The organism is Novosphingobium sp. Sphag1I (genome assembly GCF_056279125.1).
Genome location: NZ_JBWBQS010000005.1, coordinates 26,769 through 47,862, shown reverse-complemented (window position 1 = coordinate 47,862; position 21,094 = coordinate 26,769). Strand labels below are relative to the sequence as shown.

Below are 21,094 nucleotides of genomic sequence, written 5' to 3'. Positions count from 1 at the left end.
GGGTCAAGTCGCCTTCGCGCAGGCATAATTTGGCCGACGAGCGATGTGGCGATAAAACTCGTGCAAGTGGGGGCTTGGGTTGCGCGGCGCTCATGCCTATAGGCGGCGGGGTAGAGCGTTTCAAGAATCGCGCCCACCGCCGGGCGCGCGCCAATCAGGGGACACCCCATGAAGTTTTTCGTCGATACCGCCGAGATCAACGACATCAAGGAACTGGCCGCAACGGGCCTGCTTGATGGCGTCACCACCAACCCTTCGCTGATCGCCAAGTCGGGCCGTGATTTTCTGGAAGTGACCAAGGAAATCTGCGGCATCGTCGATGGCCCGGTTTCGGCCGAAGTCATTGCCCTGGACCACGAAGGCATGATGCGTGAGGCCGAAATCCTGCGCAAGATCGCCGACAATGTCTGCATCAAGGTTCCGCTGACCATCGATGGCCTGAAAACCTGCAAGGCGTTGACCGGCGACGGCACCAAGGTCAACGTGACGCTGTGCTTCTCGGCCAATCAGGCTCTGCTGGCCGCAAAGGCGGGCGCGACCTTCATCTCGCCCTTCATCGGTCGTCACGATGACAATGGCTTTGATGGTCTGGACCTGATCCGTGACATCCGCCTGATCTACGACAACTATAACTATGCGACCGAAATTCTGGCCGCTTCGATCCGTCATGGCGTGCATGTTCTGGAATGCGCCCGCATCGGCGCCGACGTGATGACCGCGCCGCCCGCCGTCATCAAGGGGCTGGTCAAGCATGTCTTGACGGACAAGGGCATTGAAGGTTTCATGGCTGACTGGGCCAAGACCGGCCAGAGCTTGTAATAATTTCCGAAGGATAGACATTGGCCGAGGAAACTCCTCTCGACCGTTTCAAGGCTGCGCTGACCGGGGCCTCACGCGCGATCGCTGAACGCGCGGATATTGAGGTGAACTGGAGCGCGGATAACCCCAGCCAGACGGGTGCGACTTTCCGCATCCCGATGCCGGGGCGTGGCATCCCGCGCGAAGCCGCCATGGAGGCGCGCGGGTTTGCCGATTCCTATGCGCTGCGTTTGAAGCACCATAATGAGGCGCTTCACCGCAAGAACGCGCCGCAGGATGCGGTGGCTCGTGCGGCCTTTGATGCGGTGGAAACCGTGCGCTTTGAGGCGCTCGGGGCCAATGACTATGCCGGAATGCGTGAAAATCTGGGTGCGGCGCTGGATATGCGGATGGCAACAGACGCCATTTCCCGCGCCGAACGCGCAGAGCAGGTGCCGATGCACACGGCGCTTGCTCTCATCCTGCGCGAAAAGCTGACTGGCCAGCCGATCCCGGAAATGGCCAGAGGCGGCGTTGAAATGCGCCGCGCCTTTATCGAGGAAAAGGCGGGCGGGGATATTGCCGCGCTGGCCGAAAAGCTGAACGATCAGCGCGCCTTTCAAAGCCTTGCTTTGGACATGCTGCGCCATTTGGAATTGACCAAGCCCGAAGCCGTGGATGAACCCGGCGAGGATGAGGACAATGAGGACGCCGAGCAGGACAAGGAAGAGCAGCAGGACGAGGATCAGCCCGGACAGGAGCAGCAGCCCGTCGAAATGGCCGCTGACCGCAGCCAGGGCGACGAACAGGGCGACAGCGAACAGCAGACCGAAATCGAAGATGACGGTCAGATGGACGACGAAGGCGACGACAGCGACGAAGGCATGTTGCCCACGCGCCCCAATCGCCCGTGGACCGATCTGCCCAATGATTTTGATTACAAGGTCTTTTCGGAAAAATTTGACGAGGTCGTGGCTGCGCAGGATCTGTGTGACGACGATGAACTGACCCGTCTGCGCGCCTATCTGGATGCACAGTTGAAGGGGTTGCAGGGCATTGTCACGCGCCTTGCCAACCGGCTCCAGCGGCGTCTGATGGCGCAGCAGAACCGCAGTTGGGACTTTGATCAGGAAGAGGGCATTTTGGACGCGGCGCGTCTCTCGCGTATCGTCGTCGCGCCCGGTTCCTCGCTCAGTTATAAGGTCGAGCGTGATGTCGAGTTCAAGGATACGATCGTCACGCTGCTGATCGACAATTCCGGCTCGATGCGCGGGCGCCCGATTTCCATCGCGGCCATTTCCGCCGACGTTCTGGCGCGCACGCTGGAACGTTGCGGGGTCAAGACCGAGATCCTTGGCTTTACCACCCGCGCGTGGAAGGGCGGACAGAGCCGTGAGGCGTGGCTGGCCGCGGGCAAGCCGGCGCATCCGGGGCGTTTGAACGACCTGCGCCATATCGTGTATAAAAAGGCCGATGAACCTTGGCGCCGGGCGCGCAAGAACCTTGGCCTGATGATGCGCGAAGGTTTGCTGAAAGAAAACATCGACGGCGAGGCGCTGAAATGGGCGCATGACCGTCTGCTCTCGCGACCGGAAGATCGCCGCATCCTGATGGTAATTTCCGACGGCGCGCCGGTTGATGACAGCACTTTGTCGGTCAATGCTGCGGGCTATCTTGAGGGCCACCTGCGCCGCGTGATCGGCTGGATCGAAAGCAAGTCGCCGGTGCAGTTGGTGGCGATCGGCATCGGGCATGATGTGACGCGCTATTACCGCCGCGCCGTGACGATCATGGATGTCGAACAATTGGGCGGCACGATGATCGAACAATTGGCTGGTTTGTTCGAAGATGGATGAATCACGTTATTGGTGATTGCCACTAAGGAATTTGAACGATAGCTTCCACAGGGTCTGGGGGGGCTATCACTTTATGATTAGGCTTTTTTTGCGCTCGGCGGCATGTGGCCTTGCGCTGTTCTCTTGTCATTTGTTTGCCCAGGAAGTGCCTAATGGGGCTGTGCCCGTAACCAATGCGAAGGTTATTGCGGCATTGACCCCTGTCCGCATCGAGATTCTTGAAGCGCAAGGAAGTGCGATTTCCAAGCCGGATGCGCATTTCCCCATCCGACTGGCCGACCCCATTGTCATGGATGGTAAAACCATCATCGCCGCTGGCGCCTTGGGCGAAGGTGAAGTCGTGCACGCCAAAAAATCCAGTATGAGTGGCGGGCCGGGTGAGCTTATTCTGGCCGCCCGCTGGATTGACGTGAATGGACAGCATTTGCGTTTGCGTTCGATGCATATGGCGGAAAACGGGAAAAGCGGCATCAAAGACGTCAATCGCATCATGATAGCTTCGGCGGCAACCGTTCCAATCGCGGCCATGGCGGGCTGGTTCATGAAGGGCAAGGAAGTGGTTGTTCCTTCAGGTACGATCGCGGAAGCCAAGGTGGCCGCAGATTTTTCGGTCGCTCCCTGACGGTTGAGCGCTGAAACTCGATCCAAACGAAAGCAGTTTTACAACGGGAGTGGGTTTCAATGCGTTTCAAACAAATGGCGGTGTTGGCATCGGTGTTGGCATGTGGGATTTCGATGCCGGCGATGGCTTATGACACGCCGCCCGAATTGATGATGGTTGTGCCCCCCGCGCCCAAGGGCAAGGGTTTGGTGGTTTTCTATCGCAGCGCGTCGATCTTTGGCGCGGCCATCAGCTGTGCTGTTTCGGAAAATGACAAGAAGATCAGCTCAATGGGGGTCGGGCGCTATTTCGTCTATGCCGCTGAACCGGGCAAGCACAGCTTTTCGGTGTCCAGCGAAGCCAAGGATAAGGTGACGCTCGAGCTTGAAGCCGATGAAGTGCAATATGTCGGTTGCCGGATCAAGATGGGCATCATGACGGGCCGCCCTGACCTTTTCCCTGCCAAGGAAGCCGATTTCCGGGGTAACAAGAAGCTCTCGCTTTCCGATCCGAAAAATTATGGCGAAGGCGTGCTCAAGCCTGACGAGATCGCTACGCTGGCCGGGGTGACGGTTTCGGCGCCGGTCGCTGCACATTGATGAATTTCGTGCGGGCCGCTTTATGCGCGCCCGCGCCCTCTTGACCTTTTGCCGGGCGGGCGTTTACGCCGCGCGCCATGACCGAGCAAACGCCTCTTCGGCTGTTCAACAGCCTGACCCGCCAGACCGAGACCTTTACGCCTGTCCATCCCGGTGAGGCGCGGGTCTATTCCTGCGGGCCGACGGTCTATAATTACCCCCATATCGGCAATATGCGCGCCTATGTATTCGCCGATATTCTGGGCCGTACGCTCTCGTTTAAGGGGTTGAAGCTGACCCATGTGATCAACATCACCGATGTTGGCCATTTGACCGATGACGCCGATGCGGGCGAGGACAAGATGGAGAAGATGGCCCGGACGCAGGCCCAATCCATCTGGGACATCGCCGAACATTACAAGCAGGCCTATTGGGCCGATGTGCGCGCGCTGAATATTCGTCAGCCCGCCAAGTGGACCATCGCCACCGATTACGTGCCCCAGATGATCGAGTTTGCCAAGAAGATCGCGCCCGCTCATTGCTATGAACTGGACAGTGGCCTTTATTTCGACGTTTCCACGGTGGTCGACTATGGGCGGTTGGCCCGCGCCAATACCGAGGAGGGTGAGGGGCGCATCGAAAAGGTCGATGGCAAACGCAATGCCGCCGACTTCGCCATCTGGCGCAAAACGCCGCCGGGTGAGAAGCGGCAGATGGAGTGGGACAGCCCGTGGGGTCGCGGTGCGCCGGGCTGGCATCTGGAATGTTCGGTCATGTCGGGTGAGGTGCTGGGCTTTCCCTTTGACATCCACACCGGCGGGATCGACCATCGCGAAATCCACCACCCCAATGAAATTGCCCAGAATCAGGCCGCTTGTGGTTGTGGCGGGCTGGATCACGCCGCCAATTCGGGCGCGCAATTCTGGATGCACAACAATTTCCTGGTTGAACGCAGCGGCAAGATGTCGAAGTCTTCGGGCGAATTTCTTCGGCTGCAATTGCTGATCGACCGTGGTTATCACCCGCTGGCCTATCGCCTGATGTGCCTTCAGGCGCATTATCGCAGCGAACTGGAGTTCAGTTGGGAAGGTCTGGGCGCGGCATTGGTACGCCTGAAACGTCTGCTGATGGCCGTGGCGCAGGTGAAGGCGCAATGCGCCGACGCCGGCTATGCGGCCATCGGCGGTTGGGGCCAGAAGATCGCGCCGGTGATGGAGCGTTTCGAAGCGGCCATCAGCGATGATCTCAACACGCCGGTCGCTTTGACGCTGCTGGAGGAAGTCGCCTCGATGAAGAAGGTGCCGGCCACCGAAAAGCTGGGCGCGATCACGGCGATGGACAATGTGCTGGGCCTGAACCTGTTGGCCATGGAACGCGGTGATCTGCGGATCCGTCCCAAGGCCGCCTCGATCACCGAGGGAGAGATCGAGGCCGTTCTGGTTCAGCGCAAGGAAGCGCGGGCGGAAAAGGATTTTGCGCGATCCGACGCGCTTCGTGATGAATTGGCGGCCAAGGGTGTCGAGGCCATGGATGGCGACCCGCTTGGCTGGGAATGGAAGTTGGGTTGAGGATTTAGGCAAGGGGCCGGATGCCCCTTGCCATCCAGCAAGGCTTATCCGTCGGCCAAAAGCAGCAGTTCGGTTTCCACAACGACGCGCTCCACGGGCAATTGAACGTGGGTGACTTCGCTGACCACCGCATCGGCGACCAGTTGGCCGCGGATGGTGAATTCATGTTCGGGAATGCTGGCGATAAATTCCTCGGCGGCGGCGGCGCCGTCCTTGCCATTGAACAGCAGCGTGATCGTATGGCGCGAGCCGTTAAAAGTCGCGCTGGCCCAAGGCCGTTCGGCGTGAGAGATCAATTCGCCACGTTCCCCCGCAAGGCGCATAACCGCATCGAGCAGAAGGACCGAAGGGGGGCGTAAACGGGCGCGCGGGGCGCCGACGCCCTTGGTTTCATTCATGCGGGCGGCGGGGCTGAACAGGGCTACGCGCTGGGCGTCGATGTCGTTGCTGGTGCGAAAGTCAAAGCGCATTGGGCATCTCCGAATAGGTGGTGATATAGTTTTCGATGCGGGCGGCCAGATCGGGCCGGGGGCTGCGCCCATTGCGCATATCGCCGACAAGACGCGGATCATGGGCCACGATGCGCCCGAACTTTGTCCACGGCATGCCGGTACGGCACAGGAAATCCTCTATCATTCGCAACAGCATGAAGCCCCCTTCATTGGTTTGAAGTTTGGTCCGATTCGCCGGATCTGTTGCTCATTTGTTCTCATAAGAAATCCTACTTGTCTAGGAAATTTCCTATGGTATAAATTTGGACATGGAACAGGAAAATGCGCAATCCACTCTGATGGCTCTTTCGGCAGAGCGAGGCGTGAGCCTGGCGGCACTTTCCGGGTTAATAGGTCGTAATTCCAGTTACTTGCAGCAATTTGTCAAAAAGGGCAGCCCGCGCAAGCTGGAGGAAGGTGACCGGCGGAAACTGGCCAATTTCTTTGGAATCGACGAGTCGCGATTGGGCGGATCAGAGGAAAAATCCTTTTCTCCGCTGGAAAAATCCCCACGCGAACATTGGGTCGATGTGCCGCGTCTGGCGGTTGACGCCTCGGCGGGGCCGGGCGCCTTTGCGGGCGGAGAAGTGCCGTTTGGCGCCCTGCGTTTCTCGCGCGATTGGTTGCGCAGCATGGGGCTGACCCCGTCGCAATTGACGACGATCGCGGTGGCGGGGGATTCGATGCATCCCGTGCTCAATGATGGCGATGAAATTCTGGTCGATCAGTCGCGCCGCGCCTTGGCCGATGGCATCCATGTGGTGCGCGTGGGGGACCATGTTCTGGTCAAGAGGATCGACATGGGGCGCCCCGGAAAGGTGCGCCTGAAAAGTGAAAATCCGGCCTATGATCCCATCGATCTGTCGCCGGAGGAGGTGGCCGTGATCGGCCGCGTCGTGTGGAAGGGCGGGCGGCTTTAAGCCGCCCGCATCCCGATTACTTGGTCCACTGTGCCAGCCAGTCGGCCAGCGATTGCGGCGTCATCGAACGCGCATCGGCCAGAGCCGTAACGGAAGTGGTTGGGTTGAGCAGTTTGTTCGTCTTGGGATCCACTACGAACAGCGCCGGAACACCCTTGGGACGCGTCACGCCATAGGTCGCGCCGATGTCCAGATTTTTGGTGTAGCGGCCCACGTCCACGGTCACCAGTTCAAAGTGCTTTTTGACCCAGGGGTTCAGGCTGGGCAGAGCCATGGTTCCGGCCAGAATGCGGCAATCGGGGCACCAGTTGCCGCCCAGATCGATCAGCACCAGTTTCTTGGCCTTTTTGGCGCGGGCGATGGCGGCGGCCACGTCCTTATGCGCGTCGGCGGCCTCATCATAGGGCAGCGGCAACGGCTGGGGCAGGGCGGCAAAGCTGGTTTCGGGCAGGCGCGGGGCGGGGGCGGCCATGGCGGGCGCGCTCATCATGGGAGCAGCGGCAAGGGCGAGGCCGACGAGGAGGTGACGCATCTCGTAATCCTTAGTAAGACGATAGAGTATATATAGCGATCCTTTCGCTCTTCTCTACTGGCCTTCGCGCCGCGGTGGCACTAGGATTTCCGTCATGGCTGAAAGCAAACCTACTGACACCGGTGCAAGCGGTGAACCGCCGCTGCGCATCCATCTCATCCCTGTCACCGCGTTCCAGCAGAATTGCTCGCTGGTGTGGTGTACGAAAACCATGCGCGGGGCGTTGATCGATCCGGGCGGCGATCTGGATAAATTAAAGGCCGAGGTGGCACGGCGCGGCGTGACGCTGGAAAAGCTGCTCGTCACGCATGGGCATATGGATCATTGCGGTCTGGCGGGCGTTCTGGCGCAGGATCTGGGGTTGACGATCGAGGGGCCGCATGAAGGCGACCGCTTCTGGATCGAGGGCCTCGACAACCCCAATATGCGCATGGGCCTTGCGGGCAAAAGCTTTGAGCCTGACCGCTGGCTGGTCGATGGTGATACGGTGACGGTGGGCGAATTGGAGTTTCAGGTCCTGCATTGCCCCGGCCATACGCCGGGGCATGTGGTGTTTTTCCACGAACCCTCGCGTCTGGCCATTGTCGGCGATGTTTTGTTTCAGGGCAGCATCGGGCGCACCGACTTTCCCAAGGGCGACCATCAGCAATTGATCGATTCGATCACGGGCAAGCTCTGGCCGCTGGGCAAGGACATTACTTTCGTCCCCGGCCATGGTCCGTGCAGCACATTCGGCCATGAGATGCTGACCAATCCTTTCGTGGGCAGCATCTATGGCTAAGTAAGTGTACGGCGGTTCAGATAACGCGGACCGCCGTCAACACGGCCACTACGGCAAGGCCCAGTTGCACCAGATAGGCGCTGGCCGTGCCAAAGGGGCGGCCGGGTTTGAAATTACCGTCCATGCCAAAGGCGTGCATGATCCGCCCGGCCATAAATACCGCGCCCACAAGCGCGAGCCACCAGCTGCCCTTGCCCGCCAATTCGACAGCGGCAAAGAGAATCAGGGTGATGGGCGTATTTTCGATGAAATTGGATTGGGCGCGCATCCGGGCATAGATCAGAGGGTCATTGCCATCGCCCATCTCCACCTTTCGTGCGATGCGAAGGCGTCCAATGCGCAGGCCAAGCCAGAAATTGATGACAGCCGCCGCCGCGCAAAGGCATAGAGTTGTGGGCAAAAGCACGGCGTTGAGGTTCAGTAAGTTCATATTTGCAGCTCCCTCTCGATCTTTCGTGGTCGCCATAGCCATCAGCGACTTGCAACGCACGAGAAATCCGGTATAGGCGCCGCTTCGCATCCGCCTGTGCGGCAACGCATATCGGGCGGCTTTTGTCGTCTAATTCGTATATTTCAGGAATAGGTGCCGAAATGGCTGTCCCTAAGAGAAAAACTTCCCCCAGCCGTCGCGGCATGCGTCGCAGCCATGATGCGCTGAAGGTCGAAGCTTTCCACGAGTGCTCGAACTGCGGCGAACTGAAGCGCCCGCACAACCTCTGCCCGTCCTGCGGCCATTACAATGGTCGTGAGATCATCGCAGTCGGTCTTTAATGTCCGGCTCCCGATTGGGGGCCTGTGAAGGGGTAGTTGCACCATGAATTTTCCGCGTATCGCAATCGACGCGATGGGCGGGGATGAAGGTGTGCAGGTCATGGTCGCTGGTGCGGCCCTGGCGGCGGACCGTTATCCGCAGGTGCGCTTCCTCCTCGTAGGTGACCAATCCGGGATTGAGCGGGCGCTGGACCGTCATTCGGCCCTTCGTCCGCTGGTAGAGATCCTCCATGCTGATGATGTCATCAGTGGCGAGGACAAGCCAAGTCAGGCTCTGCGCCGCGCGCGGACCACTTCGATGGGCATGGCTATCCATGCGGTCAAGGATGGTTCGGCGGGCGCAGCCCTGAGCGCGGGCAATACAGGCGCGCTGATGGCGATTGCCAAGCTGGCCCTGCGTACAATTCCCGGTATTGATCGTCCGGCTCTGGCCGCAATCATGCCCACATTGCAACCCAGCGATGTCGTGATGCTCGACCTTGGTGCCAATACCGAGTGCGACGCACGCAATCTGGTGCAATTTGCTATCATGGGCGCCGCTTATGCGCGCATCGTGAACAGCCAGCCTGAGCCGCGCGTGCGCCTGCTCAACATTGGCACCGAAGATATCAAGGGCACCGAAGAATTGCGCGAAGCCGCGGCTCTGTTGAAAGAGCGTGCGGGTGATCTGTCGATGGCCTTTGACGGCTTTACCGAGGCGGACAAGATCTGTCGCGGCGAGGTGGACGTTGTCGTCACCGACGGTTTTTCGGGCAATATCGCGCTCAAGGCGATTGAAGGCACCGCGCGTTTTGTCGGTGACCTGCTGCGCCGTTCGTTTTCATCCTCGCTGCGTTCGAAGGTCGGTTTTCTGATCTCACGTCCTGCGACGGATCTTCTCAAACATCATCTTGACCCCAACAATCATAATGGCGCGGTTTTTCTGGGCCTGAACGGGGTTGTCGTCAAAAGCCACGGCAGCGCCAATGCGGTTGGCGTGGCCAATGCGGTTGGGGTGACTCAACGGCTGCTGGAGGAAAATCTGACCGAACGGATCAAGGCCGACCTGGCAAGGCTTGGCACCGAGACGCTGCGCGCACCCCACAAGATCGCGGCCGAGGCCGGTCGATAAATATGGGGCAGGTCATGCGGCGTTCGGTTTTGATCGGTACGGGCAGCGCTCTGCCTTCGCGTGTGGTTCCCAATGTGGAACTGGCGGAAAAGGTGGACACCAGCGACGAATGGATTGTCGAACGCACCGGCATCCGTCAACGCTATCTGGCGGGTGAGGGGGAAACCACCAGTTCGCTGGCCACGGCTGCGGCGCGTCAGGCGCTGGAAGCGGCCGGGGTTGAGGGCAAGGACATTGACCTGATCATTCTGGCGACCGCCACGCCTGATCAGACCTTTCCCGCCTCCGCAACGATCGTTCAGAATGCGATTGGCGCCAATGGCGGGATCGCCTTTGACGTGGCGGCGGTATGCTCGGGCTTTCTTTATGCCATGGGCGTGGCCGATTCGATGTTGCGCTGTGGTCAGGCGCGCCGCGCGCTGGTTATTGGCGCAGAAACTTTCAGTCGAATCCTCGATTGGGACGATCGCGCGACTTGTGTTCTGTTCGGCGATGGCGCCGGCGCGGTGGTTCTCGAGGCGCGCGAAAGCGAAGATGCTGATGCGCCGGGCATTCTTGCCACCAAGCTGCATGCCGATGGCGCGCATAACCAGTTGTTGTTCGTCGATGGTGGCGTTTCGACCACCGGCGATGTTGGCAAACTGCGGATGAAGGGGCGCGAAGTGTTCCGTCATGCCGTGGTCAATCTGGCCTCTGTTCTTGGCGAAGTGCTTGAAGAAGCAGGATTTACGCCGCAGGATATCGATTGGCTGGTCCCGCATCAGGCCAATGCGCGCATCCTTGAGGCGACCGCCAAGAAGCTGAACATGCCTTCGGCAAAGGTCGTGATGACGGTGCAGGATCATGCCAATACCTCGGCCGCATCGGTGCCCTTGGCGCTGGATTGCGCGGTGCGTGATGGCCGGATTCAACCGGGGCAGCTGGTCATGCTCGAGGCGATGGGTGGCGGATTTACATGGGGCGCAAGCCTGATCCGCATCTAAACTCTTTATTGCGAATTTGCTTATATTGCGTCGAATCCGACGCGGGATGGCATTGTATTACCCGCGATATTTGCTATCTTGTGTGGTGAGGGGTGCCCACAAGAGGCCTTTGGAGGGGGTAGTAGTGCGATCTATGTCTACACTGACAAGAGCTGATCTGGCTGAAGCCATCAACCGCAAGCTGGGCCTTTCACGGGCCGATTCCCTGAACATGGTGGAATCGATCCTTGATCTGGTCTCCGACTCTTTGGCCGAGGGCGAGAACGTGAAGATCTCGGGCTTTGGCACCTTTCTTTTGCGCGACAAGACCGAGCGCATCGGGCGCAATCCCAAAACCGGGGTTGAAGTGCCGATTACGCCGCGCCGCGTGCTGACGTTCCGCGCCAGCCAGATGTTGAAAGACCGGGTTGCCGGTTGATCGGGTCTGGACAGTGGGAAGTTTCGGGCATGGCTGAAGAAGTGAGCGCATCAACGTCCACCGACGACGGCAAGGCGCCCGAAGCATTCCGCACGATTGGTGAAGTTTCCAAGGCGCTGTCGATCCAGCCGCATGTCCTGCGTTATTGGGAAGAGCAATTCCCGATGTTGCGTCCGGTCAAGCGTGCTGGTGGACGGCGCCTTTACCGTCCCGAAGACGTGGAACTGATCAGCACGATCGACCGACTGGTCCATCGTGAAGGGTTCACGTTGCGCGGCGCCAAGAAATGGCTCCAATCGCAAAAGAAGGTCGAATTGGCGCCGGAACTGGAAACTGTGCCGGAAACTGCGCCAGTGGTGGCAGCGTCCGTCAATGACTCTCAATTGCTCGCCGACCTGATCGCCCTGCGCGCGCAACTGGCCGCGGCGCTGGCCTGAATTAGAGCCTTTCCGGCCCCAAGGCGGGGTCCAGATCACGGGGGCGCATCAGGTGGACCAGGCGCGCCTGACCTTCCTCAATGTCCTTCCAGCTATCAACATCCACCTCCATCACCGCAAAGGCGGAGGTGGGGAATTTCTGTTCGACCACATCGCGCAAGGGCGATGAACCGTCGTCGGGCACGAGATCAAAGATCAGATCTTCCAACCCCGGATTATGGCCGACCAGCAAGACGGATTCGATATCATCGGCCTGATCACGCAGCACATCGAGCAGCGATGCCGAGGATGCCAGATAGATCCGGCGGTCCCAATTGACCGGCAGGGCGTGGCCATAGCCGGCCCCCTGCGCGCCCAATTCGATGGTTTCGGCCGCCCGCACCGCAGGCGATGCCAGAATGCGGCCCCAGCGCAGACCACGATCTGCGCAATATCGGTCGATATGCTTACCCATCAACGGCGCGCCCTTTCGCCCGCGTTCGTTCAACGGGCGGTCGAAATCGCGCGCGCGGGCATCGCCCCAATCGGATTTGGCGTGACGCAACAGGCCCAGCGTTTTCATCGGCGTTCAACCATTCTGGCAATCATTTCGACTTTGGGCCGAAGACTCGGCCCGCGAAAAAGGAGTAGCATCGCCTGAAGCATGGGCGCGCAGCCTTTGTAAAGCCTCTGCAAGCGTGCAGCGCACAACAGGCGTGCCGGCGGGAAAGGCCGTCAACAATCGCGACGGGAATGCGGCGGACAAAACAACGAAATGGCCCCGGTCGCCGCGACCCCGGATCAACCGGCCAAAAGCCTGTGCCAGTCGTGCGCGGATGATGCGGTCATCATGCGCCTGGCCGCCTTGCGGATGCGCCAATCGGCGCGCGCGGTGCAGGATCGACGGTTTGGGCCAAGGCACCTGTTCCATGATGACCAGACGCAGGGAATCGCCCGGCACGTCCACGCCGTCGCGCAAAGCATCGGTGCCCAGCAAAGACGCATGGGGATCATCGCGAAAAATATCGACCAGCGTTCCGGTATCAATCGGATCGACATGCTGGGCATAGAGCGGCAGGCCGTTTCGCGCCATGCGGTCGGCAATGCGCCCATGCACGGCGCGTAACCGCCGGATCGCGGTGAACAGGCCCAGCGCGCCGCCACCGCTCGCCTCGATCAATTGGCCATAGGCCCCGGCCAGCGCCGGAATGTCGCCGCGCGGAATGTCGGTGACGATCAAAACTTCGGCCTGACTGGCGTAATCGAAAGGACTGTCGAAAGCCGCGACTTCGGGCGCGACCTCGATATGCGACGCACCGGAACGGGCCACCGCGCCCTCCCAGCTTTGGTCCCAATCCGCGTCCCCGGCCCGGTCGCGCAGGGTGGCGCTGGTCATCATTACCCCATGCGCTCCGTTCAGAACTGTGGCGGCAAAGGGCTGCATCGGATCGACCCAGCGGCGGTGCAGGCCCATGTCATATTCGCGCCCATCGGCCCGGTCCACCGCCAGCCAGTCGACAAAGGCGGGATCGGCTGGCCCCGACAGGCGCGCCAGCAAAACCTCCCACGCGGCGATCAGATCGACACGCCAGCTCAGCGATGCGCGCGCCCCCTCGATGCGCGCTCGGCCCTGGCCATCGAGCCAGTCTGGCGGCTCATCCATAATGGCTTCCAGCCGCAAGCCCAGTTGGATCAACGGTTTTCGCAAGGCCGCCAATGCCTCACCTGCGGCCAGTGCGGCCTCGATAAAGGGGCCATCGAGCGAGGCGGCCTCGGTTTCCAATCCATAGCCCGCTTCCTGTCCGCCACTTTCATCGCGGGCAAAGGTTGTGGCCCGGACGGCGGCCAGCAAACATTCAATCTCGCCGCTAGGCTCACCCTCGACCACGCGCTGCAACCAGCCATCGCCGGGTAATGCCTCGGCGGCCTCGCGCGCGGCGGCGATGGCGCGGGCGCCTGCTTCGTCATAGCTGGCCACATCGGCAAGGCGGGCGGACAGGCCCCGGCGGCGGCCCTTTGATCCCTTTTCCGGCCCGATGACCCAGCGGCGCAACTCGATCGCCTCGGCCCCGGTCAGGTCGGCGGAAAAGGTGCTGTCTGCCGCCTCGAACACATGGTGGCCTTCGTCAAAGACGATGCGCGTGGGGCGCTGGGCGACATCCTTGCCGCGCGCCGCATTGACCATGACGAGCGCGTGGTTGGCGATCACCAGATCGGCGTCGGCGCTGGCCCGGGCGGAGCGTTCGATGAAGCATTTGCGGTAATGCGGACAACCGGCATAGACGCATTCACCCCGCCGGTCGGTCAGGGATGTAATTCCCCGCTGGCGAAACAAAGTGCCCAGCCAGCCCGGAAGATCGCCCCCGATCATATCCCCGTCCTGCGTATAGGCGGCCCAGCGGGCGACCAGTTGCGCAAGGATGGCGGCACGCCCGCCAAATCCGCCTTGCAGCGCGTCCTCAAGGTTCAGGAGGCACAGATAGTTCTCGCGCCCCTTACGCACCACAACCCGGTCGGAATCTCCCCAGACGCGCCGGGCCTCGCGCCGCAATTGACGTTGCAACGCCTTGGTATAGGTCGAAACCCAAACCGTCCCGCCGCTGGCATGCGCCCAGAGCGAGGCGGGGGCAAGATAGCCCAGCGTTTTGCCCGTACCCGTGCCCGCCTCGGCCAGCAGCATGTGCGGGGCGCCACGCGACGTGCGCGGGGCAAAGATATGCGCGGCGCGAGCGGCATATTCCTGTTGGCCCTGCCTGCTCTCGCTGCCATGGCCGGTGATATGGTCCAATTGACCCAGCACATCGGCCTGAAGCAAATCAACCTGCGCGGGTTGGGGGCGTTCGGCGGTCTCCTCCCATTCGGGCAGGCGTGAGAACAGCCAGCGTTCCGCCCGCGCCGGTTTATCAATGGCCGTGGCCAGCACCGGCGCCCAAGACCAGCGCAATTTGGCCAGCCCCTGAAGCGCGGTCCACGCACCTTCGCGTTCGACCCAATCGGGCGCGGAGCAATGGGCCAAGAGCGCCGCCGCCGCCTGTTGCAGCAAGAGCGGCACATCATCATCCCCCCCCGGCACCGGCAGTCCCAAGGCTTGCGCCAGCCCCTTGGGCGTTGGCACAACGAAACGCGCGGGATGAACGAAGGCGTAAAGTTCCAGAAGATCCAGCCCCGACAGGTCGGGATAGCCCAACCGGCTGGCCACCAGCGGCGCGTTCAGGATCAGCAGCGGCGTATCAGCCGCCGTGACAATCGCCTCACCCTTGCCCACGGCATTGGTGACGCCGCCCCGCAATCGCAGCCAGCAACCGCTTTGATTGGCATGAAGGGCGGGCAATTCCAGCGTGGGCAGGGCGGGGGCGTCATCCATTGGCTCGACTGATGCCGGGGCGCAGGCCGATTGGCAATGGAGCAGCGGGCGGTTTTACCCCGTCAGGAGAACAAAATGCGCTCAATCAGGCTGGGGCGGTTTTGCATCGGGCGGATTGGGCCATATCGGCGCAGGCGATCGCACGGGTCCATCGGTCGGGATGTGCAATATGTGGGGCTATGGCCTTCAGGATTATGAACATTCCGGGGTGTTTGCACCATGTTCGGACACCTCTGTTGGACGGTTCTGGGCGACTGTGATGGTAAATGATGGCGCAGGGTGGGCTGCGATAATGTAAAGCGGGGATGCGTGTTCGCGCGGGCCGGGTGTTTCCCTATGCGCCATTCCCTGCTTGCCATTTCGGGCCCCTTGGGCAAAAGGCGTGGCATTATGACAGACGAAGCACTTCTTGCCGCCGCACAGGTTTCCAAAGCATGGCCTTTCGAGGAGGCCCGCAAGATCGTGAAACGCTATCCAAACGGGAAACCGAACGGAGAGCCGGTGCTGTTCGAGACGGGCTATGGCCCATCGGGCCTGCCGCATATCGGCACGTTTCAGGAAGTGTTGCGCACGACGCTGGTCCGCCGCGCCTATGAGACGTTGACGGGTCTGCCCACGCGTCTGGTGGCGTTTTCGGACGATATGGACGGTTTGCGCAAGGTGCCCGACAATGTCCCCAATGGGCAGGTGTTGGCCGACAATCTGGGCAAGCCGTTGAGCCGGATTCCCGATCCGTTCGGCACGCATGAATCTTTTGCGCATCATAACAACGCCATGCTGCGTGAATTCCTGGATCAGTTCGGTTTTGATTACGAGTTCGTTTCGGCCAGCGACCGCTATAATTCGGGCGCCTTTGACGATGCGCTGCGCGGCGTGCTGCGCGCCTATGACAAGATCATGGGTATTATGCTGCCCACGCTGCGCGAAGAGCGCCGCAAGACCTATTCGCCGATCCTGCCTGTCAGCCCCAAGAGCGGGGTGGTGTTGCAGGTTCCCATCGAAGTGGTCGACGCCGAAACCGGCATGATCCGTTTCGAGGACGACGGCGAAGTGATTGAGCAGACCGTGTTCGGTGGCTGGTCCAAGCTGCAATGGAAGGTCGATTGGGCCATGCGCTGGGTAGCGCTGGGCGTCGATTATGAAATGTGTGGCAAGGATCTGACCGACTCGGTGACGCAATCGGGCAAGATTGCCCGCGTTCTGGGCGGGCAGAAGCCGGAAGGGCTGATCTACGAACTTTTCCTCGACGAAAAGGGCGAGAAGATCAGCAAGTCCAAGGGCAACGGCCTGACCATAGAGCAATGGCTGACCTATGGCAGCGAGGAATCGCTGGGCTTCTATCTGTTCCGTGACCCCAAGAGCGCCAAGAGCCTGCACCCTGGCATCATCGGCCGCGCGGTGGACGAATATTGGCAGTTCCGCGAAAAGCTGGCGACCCAGCCGGTCGAGCAGCAGCTGGGCAATCCGGTGTGGCACCTGCTGCGCACCAATGGCTATCAGGGCGGTGAGGGCGACAAGCTGCCGGTCAGCTTTGGCCTGCTGCTCAACCTTGTCGGTGTGCTGGGCGCCCATGCAACGCGCGATCAGGTCTGGTCCTACCTTGCCAATTATGTCGAGGATGCCCGTCCCGAAGCACATCCCGCGCTCGATGCTCTGGTGACGCGGGCGTTGGCTTATAACCGCGACTTTATCGCACCCACGCTGCATCGCCGCAAGCCGGAGGAAGGTGAGGCCGCCGCTCTGGCCGCGCTGGACGAAGAACTGGCCGCAACGAGCGACGATGCCACGGCGGAATTGCTGCAAAACATCGTCTATGAAATCGGCAAGGACCCGCATTTCGGCTTCGAAAGCCTGCGCGACTGGTTCAAGGCACTGTATGAAACGCTGCTTGGTTCTAGCCAAGGGCCGCGCATGGGGTCGTTCATTGCGCTCTATGGCGTTGAGAATACACGCAAGCTGATTGCGGAGGCGTTGGAGGGGTAAGGGTTTAATGCGAGGGTCTGGACCCTCGCGCTCCCATTACTGTCTTCGTTGAGCCATGTGTTCGGCCAATTGTGTCGGACGCGATGTTTGGAATTTTAAAGCCTGCGGCGCATCATCCTCGCGCCGCAGGCTTTAATCTATCCACGCAAGGGCCAGCGTTTTAGCCACCACCCCATTAACGGGATTGCAAAGGGACCGAGTCCCTTTGCCCGCCGGAGGCAAAACTCTAAACATCCGCCACCCGCGCCGCCCATTCCCGCGTGCGATACCATTTGGTGATGACATATTTCTGCCCCTTCAGGACAGGCTTGGCCGCGTGTTGGGTGTATGTGTTCACCACGCCCTCGCGATTGGCATTGTTCCATGCCAGCAACATGCCCTGACGCGGCGCGACGCAGACGCCGACATGCATGAAATCGGTCTCGCCGCCCTCGTCCGGTTCGTTGAGATAGATCATCGCGGTCCAGCTACGCTGCCCGCCGCATGGAATCTCTTTGCGGAAATAGGAGGAGAGGGGGGGAAACCAGTCGCAATGCCCGCGATATTCCTGACCTACGGCATAGCGTTGGCCCTGAATGGCCTCACCGAAATGCGGGTCGATTCCCATCAGGTCGTCGATCCGCCGCTCGATCATCGCGACAAAGGGATTGGCCCGGTCCACGTCGCCCGAAAAGCTGGTGCGATAGTCCTGCTGATCGCCCGGTTCAAAGGTTGCCGAAGGTCGTGCCACCTCGTCCACCAGCGTCATGAACCGATGGCATTCGGCCGGCGACAGGAAATCGGTGATCGCATACATGTCCATCGTGTCCAGCGGGACGCGATAGGCATAGGGATCGCCGTCGAGGCGCGCACGAACCGCATCACCCTGCGCAACAAGGGCATCGCGGTCTGGCGCTGGATCAGGTTTCTTCATGATGGCCGATTATGAAACAGAACAGGGCGGGGGATCAACCCCGCCCTGTTCCTTGCGACCCATTCGGGCTTTTTTACCAGAAGAAATCGTAGAGAACGTCCACCACTTCGCCGGTGTATGTATCCACCAGCATGGCGTCATCGTAATAACGCACCCATTGATAGGGGCCGTAAACCGCCGGCAGGCGATAGGTATAGGGATCGTAGATCACATAGCTCTGGCTGTAGAACAGCGGTTGCAGGAACAGACCTACGCTGAGCCGACGATAGGCATAGCCGCGATAGGGCGGGTTATAGCGTCCGACGTGAAACGCCATCCGGTTGCTGGACCGAAAACGCTGCCAGTCATACCGGTTGTCGCGCCGCCAATCCTGTGTCCAGCGGCGATAGTCACCGCGCGGCGCATTGAAGCCGCCCGGACCACGGTTGCCGTTCCAACCTTGATTATACCCGCCCGGACCGCGATTCACGCCGCCCTGCGGCCAACCCGGCGTGCCGCGCCAGCTTTCATTGCCGCCGCGCATTCCATCGCCGCGGAAACCGTCGTTACGCCCACGATCACCACGAAATTCGTCATTACGGCCCGGCTGAACATTGCGCTGGGGTTGCCCATCGCCGCGACCGTTGTTCCAGCCGCCGCCTATCGCCCCCCGATCATACCCGCGATCAGGGCCGCGCTGGCCTCCATTCCACCCACCCGGCGCGGCCGGGGCCGAAGGTGCCGCCGGAGCAGGGCGCGCCGCAGGTGCCGACGGGGCAGCATTGCCGCCGCCCCATGAGGGGCGACCACCCTGTTGCCATCCACCCGGCTGGCCACCGCCAAAACCGCCGCCCGAAGGCTGTGCCTGAGCCGGAGCGCCGCGAGGGGCCCCCATATCGCCGCCACCGCGTGCCATCGGGGCGCCGCCGCCCATGCGTTCGCCGCCCGACATTTCCGCACCGCGACCGCCGCCGCGATTGCCGCGTTCACCGCCACCATGGCCTTCCTGCGCCATCGCCTGCATCGGCATCGAAACCAGAGCCAGACCCATCGCCAGATTGGCCAGAGGGCGCATACGCCCATAAATTGTCTTCATAAGCCACCTCCCAGTCAAAGCGTTGGCCGGTCGGCATGCTTCCCATCGCATGGCCGGTGCACTTCCTGTGATCATGCGTATATCTGCTGGCCTCTGTCGGCAGTCTGAACCGCCTTGTTGGCGATCATTCATCTATAAGCAAGGCCTAATACAAAAAAGGGCGGCAAGCGCGATGCCTGCCGCCCTTTTTGTTATCGCTAAGCTACTATTAGCGCGTCAGCTTTTTGTACGAGCCGGAGCTTGCCCGGTCGGCCGCATCACCAAGGCGGCGGCGCTTGTCTTCTTCATAGGATTCAAAGTTGCCTTCGAACCATTCGACATGGCCATTGCCCTCAAAGGCGAGGATGTGGGTGGCCAGACGGTCAAGGAAGAAGCGGTCGTGGCTGATGACCACGGCGCAACCGGCAAAGTTTTCGATGGCTTCTTCCAAAGCGGCCAGCGTTTCCACGTCAAGGTCGTTGGTCGGTTCGTCGAGCAGCAGCACGTTGCCGCCACGCTTCAGCATCTTGGCGATGTTGACGCGGTTGCGTTCACCGCCCGACAGCTTGCCGACGTTCTTCTGCTGATCCTGACCTTTGAAGTTGAAGGCCCCGACATAGGCGCGCGTCGACATCTCGTGCTTGTTGACGGTCATGTAATCCAGACCATCGGAGATTTCTTCCCAGACGTTCTTGGAATCATCAAGGTGGTCACGGCTCTGGTCAACGTAGCCGAGGCGGACGGTCGAACCGATTTCGATGGTGCCGCTGTCGGGGGTTTCCTGACCGGTGATCATCTTGAACAGCGTCGATTTACCCGCGCCGTTCGGACCGATCACGCCCACGATGCCGCCCGGCGGCAACAGGAACGAAAGGTCGTTGAACAGCACCTTGTCGCCAAAGGCCTTCGAGATGTTCTTGGCCTCGATAACCTTGCCGCCAAGGCGTTCGGGCACCTGAATGACGATCTGGGCCTTGCCGGGGGTGCGGTTTTCCTGACTGGCGACCAGTTCGTCGAACTTCTTGATACGGGCCTTGGACTTGGTCTGGCGGCCCTTGGTGCCGGCGCGGATCCATTCCAATTCGTCGTTGATCGCCTTCTGGCGGCCGGTGGCCTCGCGGTCTTCCTGCGCCAGACGCTGCGACTTCTTTTCCAGATAGGTCGAGTAATTTCCCTCATAGGGGAAGTACTTTCCGCGGTCGAGTTCGAGGATCCAGCCCACCACATTGTCAAGGAAGTAGCGGTCGTGGGTGATCATCAACACCGCGCCGTGATATTCCTTAAGGTGGTTTTCCAGCCATTCCACGCTTTCCGCGTCCAAGTGGTTGGTCGGTTCGTCGAGCAGCAGAATGTCAGGCTTCTGGATCAGCAGGCGGGTCAGCGCGATACGGCGCTTTTCACCGCCCGACAGGCTTTCCACCGACCAGTCGCTGGGCGGGCAGCGCAGCGCTTCCATCGCGATTTCAAGCTGGTTGTCGAGCGTCCAGCCATCGACCGCGTCGATCTTGCCCTGAAGATCGCCCATTTCCTCCATCAGCGCGTCGAAATCGCAATCTTCTGGCGGGTCGGCCATGATGTTGCTGATTTCGTTAAAGCGGTCCACCAGATCGGCGGTCGCGCGCGCGCCATCCTTGACGTTTTCCAGAACCGTCTTGGAATTGTCGAGCTGGGGCTCCTGCTCCAGATAGCCGACGGTGATGTTTTCACCCGGCCATGCTTCGCCCGTGAAATCAGTGTCGATCCCGGCCATGACCTTGATCAGCGTCGATTTACCCGCACCGTTGGGGCCAACGATACCGATCTTGGCGCCCTGATAGAATTGCAGGCTGATGTTGTTCAGCACCGGCTTTTGCGCGCCGGGGAAAGTTTTCGTCATGTTCTTCATGACGAAGGCATATTGGGCGGCCACGTGGCGGTCTCCGGATAAAGGATGATGAATTTGCGCGCCGCTCTACA

The 21,094-nt window shown here is 60.7% G+C and carries 22 protein-coding genes; 13 read left to right on the top strand and 9 right to left on the bottom strand.

Annotated elements, in window-relative coordinates; translation table 11 throughout:
* The first annotated feature begins 168 nt into the window (after positions 1 to 168).
* From fsa to cysS, 5 genes are all read left to right on the top strand, one after another.
* Positions 169 to 819 (top strand): fructose-6-phosphate aldolase, encoded by a 651-nt coding sequence (gene fsa, locus ACZ9HU_RS06900; protein ID WP_476103779.1) that lies wholly within the window; start codon positions 169 to 171, stop codon positions 817 to 819.
* Between the two features lie 20 nt (positions 820 to 839).
* Complete coding sequence (gene cobT, locus ACZ9HU_RS06895) at positions 840 to 2,654, top strand: cobaltochelatase subunit CobT (protein WP_476103777.1); 1,815 nt, start codon at positions 840 to 842, stop codon at positions 2,652 to 2,654.
* A 31-nt stretch (positions 2,655 to 2,685) separates the two neighbouring features.
* Entirely contained in the window at positions 2,686 to 3,276 is a 591-nt protein-coding gene (locus ACZ9HU_RS06890) for a hypothetical protein (protein WP_476104201.1), read from the top strand.
* 59 nt (positions 3,277 to 3,335) lie between these two features.
* The gene (locus ACZ9HU_RS06885) at positions 3,336 to 3,854 is read left to right on the top strand and encodes a DUF2846 domain-containing protein (protein ID WP_476103775.1); all 519 of its coding nucleotides are present in this window, start codon (positions 3,336 to 3,338) and stop codon (positions 3,852 to 3,854) included.
* Positions 3,855 to 3,931: 77 nt separating this feature from the next.
* Positions 3,932 to 5,401: a cysteine--tRNA ligase gene (gene cysS / locus ACZ9HU_RS06880; RefSeq protein ID WP_476103773.1), complete on the top strand. Its 1,470-nt coding sequence runs from the start codon at positions 3,932 to 3,934 to the stop codon at positions 5,399 to 5,401.
* Between the two features lie 44 nt (positions 5,402 to 5,445).
* On the opposite strand, the gene ACZ9HU_RS06875 is transcribed toward cysS, so the two are convergent.
* Both ACZ9HU_RS06875 and ACZ9HU_RS06870 read right to left on the bottom strand, forming a co-directional pair.
* Positions 5,446 to 5,871: a hypothetical protein gene (locus tag ACZ9HU_RS06875; RefSeq protein WP_476103771.1), complete on the bottom strand. Its 426-nt coding sequence runs from the start codon at positions 5,869 to 5,871 to the stop codon at positions 5,446 to 5,448.
* Positions 5,861 to 6,049: a hypothetical protein gene (locus ACZ9HU_RS06870; protein WP_476103769.1), complete on the bottom strand. Its 189-nt coding sequence runs from the start codon at positions 6,047 to 6,049 to the stop codon at positions 5,861 to 5,863. Before ACZ9HU_RS06870 ends, ACZ9HU_RS06875 begins: the two co-directional genes overlap by 11 nt.
* 112 nt (positions 6,050 to 6,161) lie before the next feature.
* Here ACZ9HU_RS06870 and ACZ9HU_RS06865 point away from each other — a divergent pair, with 112 nt between their 5' ends.
* The gene (locus tag ACZ9HU_RS06865; RefSeq protein ID WP_476103767.1) at positions 6,162 to 6,812 is read left to right on the top strand and encodes a S24 family peptidase; all 651 of its coding nucleotides are present in this window, start codon (positions 6,162 to 6,164) and stop codon (positions 6,810 to 6,812) included.
* A 16-nt stretch (positions 6,813 to 6,828) separates the two neighbouring features.
* On the opposite strand, the gene ACZ9HU_RS06860 is transcribed toward ACZ9HU_RS06865, so the two are convergent.
* Positions 6,829 to 7,344, bottom strand: coding sequence for a thioredoxin family protein (locus ACZ9HU_RS06860; protein ID WP_476103764.1), 516 nt, complete (start codon positions 7,342 to 7,344; stop codon positions 6,829 to 6,831).
* Positions 7,345 to 7,438: 94 nt separating this feature from the next.
* On the opposite strand from ACZ9HU_RS06860, the gene ACZ9HU_RS06855 reads away from it, so the two are divergent.
* A complete protein-coding gene (locus ACZ9HU_RS06855; RefSeq protein WP_476103762.1) occupies positions 7,439 to 8,125 on the top strand; it encodes an MBL fold metallo-hydrolase in 687 nt (228 codons plus the stop codon).
* A gap of 16 nt (positions 8,126 to 8,141) precedes the next feature.
* On the opposite strand, the gene ACZ9HU_RS06850 is transcribed toward ACZ9HU_RS06855, so the two are convergent.
* Positions 8,142 to 8,555 carry an MAPEG family protein gene (locus ACZ9HU_RS06850; protein WP_476103760.1) on the bottom strand — a complete coding sequence of 138 codons (414 nt, stop codon included), beginning with the start codon at positions 8,553 to 8,555 and terminating at the stop codon, positions 8,142 to 8,144.
* A gap of 161 nt (positions 8,556 to 8,716) precedes the next feature.
* Here ACZ9HU_RS06850 and rpmF point away from each other — a divergent pair, with 161 nt between their 5' ends.
* The 5 genes from rpmF to ACZ9HU_RS06825 all read left to right on the top strand — a co-directional run bounded on the left by rpmF (position 8,717) and on the right by ACZ9HU_RS06825 (position 11,845).
* Positions 8,717 to 8,896, top strand: a complete 180-nt coding sequence (gene rpmF, locus ACZ9HU_RS06845; protein WP_127707171.1) for a 50S ribosomal protein L32 — start codon at positions 8,717 to 8,719, stop codon at positions 8,894 to 8,896.
* A 43-nt stretch (positions 8,897 to 8,939) separates the two neighbouring features.
* Complete coding sequence (plsX, locus tag ACZ9HU_RS06840; protein WP_476103758.1) at positions 8,940 to 10,007, top strand: phosphate acyltransferase PlsX; 1,068 nt, start codon at positions 8,940 to 8,942, stop codon at positions 10,005 to 10,007.
* A gap of 14 nt (positions 10,008 to 10,021) precedes the next feature.
* Positions 10,022 to 10,990 (top strand): beta-ketoacyl-ACP synthase III, encoded by a 969-nt coding sequence (locus tag ACZ9HU_RS06835; protein ID WP_476103756.1) that lies wholly within the window; start codon positions 10,022 to 10,024, stop codon positions 10,988 to 10,990.
* A gap of 133 nt (positions 10,991 to 11,123) precedes the next feature.
* Positions 11,124 to 11,408, top strand: coding sequence for an integration host factor subunit alpha (locus ACZ9HU_RS06830; protein WP_476103754.1), 285 nt, complete (start codon positions 11,124 to 11,126; stop codon positions 11,406 to 11,408).
* Positions 11,409 to 11,437: 29 nt separating this feature from the next.
* Positions 11,438 to 11,845: a MerR family transcriptional regulator gene (locus ACZ9HU_RS06825; protein ID WP_476103752.1), complete on the top strand. Its 408-nt coding sequence runs from the start codon at positions 11,438 to 11,440 to the stop codon at positions 11,843 to 11,845.
* A 1-nt stretch (position 11,846) separates the two neighbouring features.
* On the opposite strand, the gene ACZ9HU_RS06820 is transcribed toward ACZ9HU_RS06825, so the two are convergent.
* Together ACZ9HU_RS06820 and ACZ9HU_RS06815 are read right to left on the bottom strand one after the other, a co-directional pair.
* Positions 11,847 to 12,407: a SixA phosphatase family protein gene (locus tag ACZ9HU_RS06820; RefSeq protein WP_476103750.1), complete on the bottom strand. Its 561-nt coding sequence runs from the start codon at positions 12,405 to 12,407 to the stop codon at positions 11,847 to 11,849.
* Positions 12,408 to 12,413: 6 nt separating this feature from the next.
* Positions 12,414 to 15,188 (bottom strand): ATP-dependent DNA helicase, encoded by a 2,775-nt coding sequence (locus tag ACZ9HU_RS06815; protein WP_476103748.1) that lies wholly within the window; start codon positions 15,186 to 15,188, stop codon positions 12,414 to 12,416.
* Positions 15,189 to 15,578: 390 nt separating this feature from the next.
* Here ACZ9HU_RS06815 and ACZ9HU_RS06810 point away from each other — a divergent pair, with 390 nt between their 5' ends.
* Positions 15,579 to 17,171 (top strand): lysine--tRNA ligase, encoded by a 1,593-nt coding sequence (locus ACZ9HU_RS06810; protein ID WP_476103745.1) that lies wholly within the window; start codon positions 15,579 to 15,581, stop codon positions 17,169 to 17,171.
* A gap of 226 nt (positions 17,172 to 17,397) precedes the next feature.
* On the opposite strand, the gene ACZ9HU_RS06805 is transcribed toward ACZ9HU_RS06810, so the two are convergent.
* From ACZ9HU_RS06805 to ettA, 3 genes are all read right to left on the bottom strand, one after another.
* Complete coding sequence (locus ACZ9HU_RS06805; protein WP_476103743.1) at positions 17,398 to 18,084, bottom strand: prolyl hydroxylase family protein; 687 nt, start codon at positions 18,082 to 18,084, stop codon at positions 17,398 to 17,400.
* A gap of 73 nt (positions 18,085 to 18,157) precedes the next feature.
* A complete protein-coding gene (locus ACZ9HU_RS06800; protein WP_476103741.1) occupies positions 18,158 to 19,159 on the bottom strand; it encodes an RcnB family protein in 1,002 nt (333 codons plus the stop codon).
* 208 nt (positions 19,160 to 19,367) lie between these two features.
* Complete coding sequence (ettA, locus tag ACZ9HU_RS06795; RefSeq protein WP_476103739.1) at positions 19,368 to 21,047, bottom strand: energy-dependent translational throttle protein EttA; 1,680 nt, start codon at positions 21,045 to 21,047, stop codon at positions 19,368 to 19,370.
* Positions 21,048 to 21,094: the final 47 nt, after the last annotated feature.

Bases quoted from the DNA above. Each gene is read 5' to 3' on its own strand.
- fsa (WP_476103779.1), top strand. From the start codon at position 169: ATGAAGTTTTTCGTCGATACCGCCGAGATCAACGACATCAAGGAACTG.
- ACZ9HU_RS06885 (WP_476103775.1), top strand. From the start codon at position 3,336: ATGCGTTTCAAACAAATGGCGGTGTTGGCATCGGTGTTGGCATGTGGG.
- cysS (WP_476103773.1), top strand. From the start codon at position 3,932: ATGACCGAGCAAACGCCTCTTCGGCTGTTCAACAGCCTGACCCGCCAG.
- ACZ9HU_RS06875 (WP_476103771.1), bottom strand. From the start codon at position 5,871: ATGCGCTTTGACTTTCGCACCAGCAACGACATCGACGCCCAGCGCGTA.
- ACZ9HU_RS06870 (WP_476103769.1), bottom strand. From the start codon at position 6,049: ATGCTGTTGCGAATGATAGAGGATTTCCTGTGCCGTACCGGCATGCCG.
- ACZ9HU_RS06865 (WP_476103767.1), top strand. From the start codon at position 6,162: ATGGAACAGGAAAATGCGCAATCCACTCTGATGGCTCTTTCGGCAGAG.
- ACZ9HU_RS06860 (WP_476103764.1), bottom strand. From the start codon at position 7,344: ATGCGTCACCTCCTCGTCGGCCTCGCCCTTGCCGCTGCTCCCATGATG.
- ACZ9HU_RS06855 (WP_476103762.1), top strand. From the start codon at position 7,439: ATGGCTGAAAGCAAACCTACTGACACCGGTGCAAGCGGTGAACCGCCG.
- ACZ9HU_RS06850 (WP_476103760.1), bottom strand. From the start codon at position 8,555: ATGAACTTACTGAACCTCAACGCCGTGCTTTTGCCCACAACTCTATGC.
- rpmF (WP_127707171.1), top strand. From the start codon at position 8,717: ATGGCTGTCCCTAAGAGAAAAACTTCCCCCAGCCGTCGCGGCATGCGT.
- plsX (WP_476103758.1), top strand. From the start codon at position 8,940: ATGAATTTTCCGCGTATCGCAATCGACGCGATGGGCGGGGATGAAGGT.
- ACZ9HU_RS06835 (WP_476103756.1), top strand. From the start codon at position 10,022: ATGCGGCGTTCGGTTTTGATCGGTACGGGCAGCGCTCTGCCTTCGCGT.
- ACZ9HU_RS06830 (WP_476103754.1), top strand. From the start codon at position 11,124: ATGTCTACACTGACAAGAGCTGATCTGGCTGAAGCCATCAACCGCAAG.
- ACZ9HU_RS06825 (WP_476103752.1), top strand. From the start codon at position 11,438: ATGGCTGAAGAAGTGAGCGCATCAACGTCCACCGACGACGGCAAGGCG.
- ACZ9HU_RS06820 (WP_476103750.1), bottom strand. From the start codon at position 12,407: ATGAAAACGCTGGGCCTGTTGCGTCACGCCAAATCCGATTGGGGCGAT.
- ACZ9HU_RS06815 (WP_476103748.1), bottom strand. From the start codon at position 15,188: ATGGATGACGCCCCCGCCCTGCCCACGCTGGAATTGCCCGCCCTTCAT.
- ACZ9HU_RS06810 (WP_476103745.1), top strand. From the start codon at position 15,579: ATGACAGACGAAGCACTTCTTGCCGCCGCACAGGTTTCCAAAGCATGG.
- ACZ9HU_RS06805 (WP_476103743.1), bottom strand. From the start codon at position 18,084: ATGAAGAAACCTGATCCAGCGCCAGACCGCGATGCCCTTGTTGCGCAG.
- ACZ9HU_RS06800 (WP_476103741.1), bottom strand. From the start codon at position 19,159: ATGAAGACAATTTATGGGCGTATGCGCCCTCTGGCCAATCTGGCGATG.